Origin of the sequence: Dolichospermum lemmermannii CS-548 (assembly GCF_028330815.1) — a bacterium.
Classification (GTDB): Bacteria; Cyanobacteriota; Cyanobacteriia; order Cyanobacteriales; family Nostocaceae; genus Dolichospermum; species Dolichospermum lemmermannii.
Genome location: NZ_JAQMTJ010000022.1, coordinates 1 through 4,936 on the forward strand (window position 1 = coordinate 1; position 4,936 = coordinate 4,936).

The 4,936-nt window shown below is 42.8% G+C and carries 4 protein-coding genes and 1 pseudogene; 3 read left to right on the top strand and 2 right to left on the bottom strand.

From position 1 onward, the window contains the following. The first annotated feature begins 216 nt into the window (after positions 1-216). Together fbp and zwf are read left to right on the top strand one after the other, a co-directional pair. Complete coding sequence (gene fbp / locus PN450_RS01005; protein ID WP_271835111.1) at positions 217-1,254, top strand: class 1 fructose-bisphosphatase; 1,038 nt, start codon at positions 217-219, stop codon at positions 1,252-1,254. A gap of 351 nt (positions 1,255-1,605) precedes the next feature. Continuing rightward, positions 1,606-3,135 carry a glucose-6-phosphate dehydrogenase gene (gene zwf, locus PN450_RS01010; protein WP_213711609.1) on the top strand — a complete coding sequence of 510 codons (1,530 nt, stop codon included), beginning with the start codon at positions 1,606-1,608 and terminating at the stop codon, positions 3,133-3,135. Positions 3,136-3,153: 18 nt separating this feature from the next. Here zwf and PN450_RS01015 read toward each other — a convergent pair whose 3' ends face one another. Further along, positions 3,154-3,291 carry a hypothetical protein gene (locus PN450_RS01015; RefSeq protein ID WP_271835113.1) on the bottom strand — a complete coding sequence of 46 codons (138 nt, stop codon included), beginning with the start codon at positions 3,289-3,291 and terminating at the stop codon, positions 3,154-3,156. Between the two features lie 16 nt (positions 3,292-3,307). On the opposite strand from PN450_RS01015, the gene opcA reads away from it, so the two are divergent. Then, the gene (gene opcA, locus PN450_RS01020; protein ID WP_271835114.1) at positions 3,308-4,681 is read left to right on the top strand and encodes a glucose-6-phosphate dehydrogenase assembly protein OpcA; all 1,374 of its coding nucleotides are present in this window, start codon (positions 3,308-3,310) and stop codon (positions 4,679-4,681) included. Between the two features lie 43 nt (positions 4,682-4,724). Here the strand turns inward: opcA and PN450_RS24010 are convergent. Then, positions 4,725-4,936 (bottom strand): annotated as a pseudogene (locus PN450_RS24010) (hypothetical protein); the annotation flags it as partial.

Genomic DNA, 4,936 nt, shown 5'->3' on the forward strand with positions numbered 1-4,936 from the left:
GGCACACAGTATCATTCTACGTGCTTAGTGTCAACTACTTTGAAGATTTATTATCTAGAGAAAAATACTGAAAAACACAGATTCTCGACTTCTTGAAGAAGTCGAGAATCTTCAAATTAAAAATTCAATTCTTTAGTTTATATAAAATCACATTTAAGTTATCAAATTCCCTTTCTAAGATAGAAGCAGGAACATGACCCCATAGCAGCGAACAACATGACACAAATATCAGAATCTTTAGATTTGTCCACAGATAAAGCTTTAGATCGTGATTGTACAACATTATCCCGTCACGTCCTCCAGCAATTACAAAGCTTTGGACCAAATGCCCAGGATTTAAGTGCGCTGATGAATCGTATCGCTTTAGCGGGTAAATTAGTTGCCCGTCGGTTGAGTCGCGCTGGTTTAATGGAAGGGGTGCTGGGATTTACTGGAGAAGTTAACGTCCAGGGAGAATCCGTCAAAAAGATGGATGTTTACGCTAATGAAGTATTTATTTCCGTGTTTAAGCAAAGCGGCTTAGTCTGTCGTCTCGCTTCCGAAGAAATGGAAAAACCCTACTACATCCCCGAAAACTGCCCCATTGGTCGTTATACTCTCCTTTATGACCCCATTGACGGCTCATCTAACACAGATAACAATCTCAGTTTAGGTTCTATCTTTGCCATTCGTCAGCAAGAAGGAGAAGATGCTGATGGTGAAGCCAAGGATCTACTTACAAATGGACGCAAGCAATTAGCAGCCGGATATATTCTCTATGGACCAAGCACCATGCTTGTGTATACCATAGGTACAGGAGTACATTCCTTCATTCTTGATCCTAGTTTGGGTGAGTTTATTCTCTGTCAAGAAAATATCAAAATGCCAGATCATGCCGCCACCTATAGCGTTAATGATGGTAACTTCTGGCAATGGGATGAATCTTTTAGAGAATATATCCGTTATGTTCATCGCACAGAAGGTTATAGTTCCCGTTACAGTGGGGCAATGGTGAGCGATATTCACAGAATTTTATTACAGGGTGGGGTATTTCTCTATCCCGGCACACTACAAAAACCAGAAGGTAAATTACGTTTGCTGTATGAAACTGCTCCTTTAGCGTTTTTAATTGAACAAGCTGGAGGTATAGCGACTACAGGAACAATGGATATTTTAGATGTAATTCCCACAAAACTGCACCAGCGGACACCATTAATTATTGGTAGTAAAGAAAATGTAGCCAAGGTCATGTCTTTTATCAAAACAGGTAATTAGATAAAACTCTAATTAATTAAAAAATCAAACCTCATGTTCCACATAGAACAAATAACAGAAAAACAGTCGGTTAAAACCGACTTTAGCTATACAGCACTTCCCGGTGTTATGAGGTACATATCTAGCGGGCAAGATGCCCGCACTACAAGAGGATTCTAAATTCTGGATTCTAAATTCTGATTCTGTACTCTATATACCTGCAATAATCATTCCGTGTCCTTCCTGTGTCATTCATGAACTCTTTAAAAGGTAAAGTCAAGCTATTCTCACCTGTAGAGGGAATTGGGGTAATTGGCAAGGATAAGTACCTAAACCCCAATCCTAAATCCCAAATCTAAAATCTAAAATCCTATGGTCAGTTTATTAGAAAATCCATTGCGTGCGGGTTTACAGCAGCAAGGGATGCCCGAACCACAAATAATTGTCATCTTTGGCGCGTCTGGAGACTTAACTTGGCGGAAGTTAGTCCCAGCATTATACAAATTGCGGAGAGAAAGACGGATTCCCGCAGAAACCACCATTGTCGGTGTAGCGCGTCGGGAATGGAGTCATGAATACTTCCGTGAGCAGATGCAAAAAGGCATGGAAGAAGCTCATGCTGGTGTAGAACTAGGCGAACTTTGGCAAGACTTTTCCCAAGGTTTATTTTACTGTCCTGGGAATATAGATGACCCCGCAGGATACCAAAAACTCAAAACCCTATTGGCTGAACTGGACGAGAAACGGGGAACACGGGGAAACCGGATGTTCTACCTTTCTGTCGCGCCTAACTTCTTCCCCGAAGCTATTAAGCAGCTAGGTTTAGGAGGAATGCTAGATGATCCAGAAAAACATCGTTTAGTAATTGAAAAACCCTTTGGTCGTGACTTAGCTTCCGCCCAAAACCTCAACCAAGTAGTTCAAAAGTTTTGCAAAGAAAACCAAGTCTATCGCATTGACCACTACTTAGGTAAAGAAACAGTCCAAAACTTACTGGTTTTCCGCTTTGCCAATGCCATTTTTGAACCTTTGTGGAATCGCCAATTTGTTGACCACGTACAAATCACCGTGGCTGAAACTGTAGGCGTTGAAGACCGGGCTGGCTATTATGAAAGCGCCGGCGCACTCCGGGATATGTTACAAAACCACCTGATGCAGCTTTACTGTTTAACGGCAATGGAAGCGCCCAACGCTATGGATGCTGATAGTATCCGCACAGAAAAGGTCAAGGTGCTACGAGCTACCCGGTTAGCAGATGTTCATGATTTATCAAAATCAGCAATTCGTGGCCAGTATAGTGCTGGCTGGATGAAAGGTCAACAAGTGGAAGGGTATCGAAATGAACCAGGAGTTAATCCTGAATCTACTACCCCCACTTATGTGGCTATGAAATTTATGGTAGATAACTGGCGTTGGAAAGGTGTTCCTTTCTACCTACGAACTGGGAAGCGGATGCCAAAAAAAGTCAGTGAAATTGCCATTCACTTCCGCGAAGTTCCTGCCAGAATGTTCCCCTCCGCTTCTCAACAAGCAAGCCCCAACGTTTTGACCATGCGGATACAACCCAATGAAGGGATTTCCCTGCGGTTTGATGTGAAAATGCCCGGTGGCGATTTCCGCACCCGTTCCGTAGATATGGATTTTAGCTACGGTTCTTTTGGGATTACAGCTACTTCTGATGCCTATGACCGCCTCTTCCTTGATTGTATGATGGGTGACCAAACTCTATTTACACGGGCAGACGAAGTAGAAGCAGCTTGGCAAGTAGTTACACCAGCTTTGTCTGTATGGGATTTACCCGCAGATCCAGCAACCGTTCCTCAGTATGAAGCTGGCACTTGGGAACCAGAAGAAGCAGAATTACTAATCAACCAAGACGGTCGCCGCTGGCGCAGACTTTAATTAGTCCTTGGTCATTGGTCAGTAGCAAAACAACAAACAACTGACAACGAACAACTGTACGGGCGAAGCATTTGGAGAACTATTTTTGGCAATGACCGATAATTTATCTTCCAAATGCTTCGCCCCTACTGACAACTGACAACTAACAACTGACAACTGACAACTGACAAATATGATTTCCCAAGCACCGACAATTTTTTCTTTGCAAGCGCCCAAGGATGTTTCTCTCAGCGAAATTGAGGTGGAACTCACTAAAGTTTGGCAAAGTTACGGTATTCAGGGGGACGACGGTGGTTTACCTGCCGCTACCCGCGCTACAACATTTACTTTGGTGGTTTACGAACCTGAAGAAACCCAGTATTTGTTAACTGCAACAGGCTTTTATAAGGGTCCGGTTGATGGTATTCTCGGACCACAAACTAAAACAGCATTGCAGGAATTACAGAAAAAGCATCATCTTCCAGAAACTGGTAGTGCGACAGCAGAAACTCTCACTGCTTTACGGGCAGAATATTTCCAAAAGCAGCACACCGGACCGAATGGAGATAGTCATGGTGCAGCAAAAGGCTATACTTTCAGTCCTACCAGTCCCACCATTGCTGACGAAATTGCCATTCGCAACCCTTGCCGGATCATTGCTTTATGTCCCATTGCTGGGGATGATGAAGGGGTAAAGGCACAAGTTTCTGCCTATTGCCCAATTCAAAAGCAATCTTCTAGCACTCTTGTCTGTTGTGAATATATTACTCTCACTGGTACTGCTGCGGCTTTAGAACGGATTGGGGGCATGATTCCCGCTTTGTTAATTGGTGGTTTGCCTAAGTTCCTCTGGTGGAAAACTACACCAGATGCTGCAAACCCTTTGTTTAAGCGATTAGCGTCTGTTTGCAATAATGTCATTGTTGACTCTTGCAACTTTAATACACCAGAAGATGATTTACTCAGCTTGCAGAAGTTAGTAGAATCTGGTATACCTTTGGCTGATTTGAATTGGCGGCGGTTGTCAGCATGGCAGGAGTTAACAGCACAAGCTTATGATGCGCCTAATCGTCGCGCTGCTCTTAGAGAAATTGATCGTGTCAATATTGATTATGAAAAAGGCAATGCTGCTCAAGCCTTATTGTATTTGGGTTGGTTAGCTAATCGCTTAGAATGGCAGCCAGTTTCCTATAAACAGGAAAACGGTGATTATGATATCACCTCGATTCAGTTCCTGTCTCAAGACCAAAAACACATAGAAGCTGAGTTAGCAGGTGTTCCCATTGCTGATATGGGGGAAATTATCGGTGATTTAATTGGTTTGCGTTTGAGTTCTACTAATATTCAAGCTAATTGCGGAACTGTGATTTGTTCGGAAACTGGCGGTTGTATGCGAATGGAAACTCATGGAGGCGCTCAGTCGTCTGGCTTGTTCCAACAAGTAACTTCTCTTTCTGAACAAAAAGCCGAAGCGTTGTTAAGTCAACAAGTACAACGCTGGGGACGTGAGGCTTTATTTGAAGACAGTTTAACTGCAATTGGCAACACTATTAAGTTAGGCAAGTAGTTAATGGGTAATGGGTTAGTTGTCAGTTGTCAGTTGTCAGTTGTCAGTGGAAAATATTTTCCCCATGCCCTCTGCTTCTGCCCTCTGCTTCTGCCCTGTTCCCTGTTTTAAATATTAAAACCCACATTCCGCACCCCAAAATGTTACAGAGGGAAATTACGGAGATGAAAATCAAAGGGAGCATCAAAACAAACAGATAAAGTGAAAAAAGGCATTTGAGAAACAGTAAATCACCAAAAATGTCATCAAAATCTA

What these genes read in the sequence shown, in the direction of transcription:
- opcA (WP_271835114.1), top strand. Translation starts at nt 3,308, where the DNA reads ATGATTTCCCAAGCACCGACAATTTTTTCTTTGCAAGCGCCCAAGGAT.
- fbp (WP_271835111.1), top strand. Translation starts at nt 217, where the DNA reads ATGACACAAATATCAGAATCTTTAGATTTGTCCACAGATAAAGCTTTA.
- zwf (WP_213711609.1), top strand. Translation starts at nt 1,606, where the DNA reads ATGGTCAGTTTATTAGAAAATCCATTGCGTGCGGGTTTACAGCAGCAA.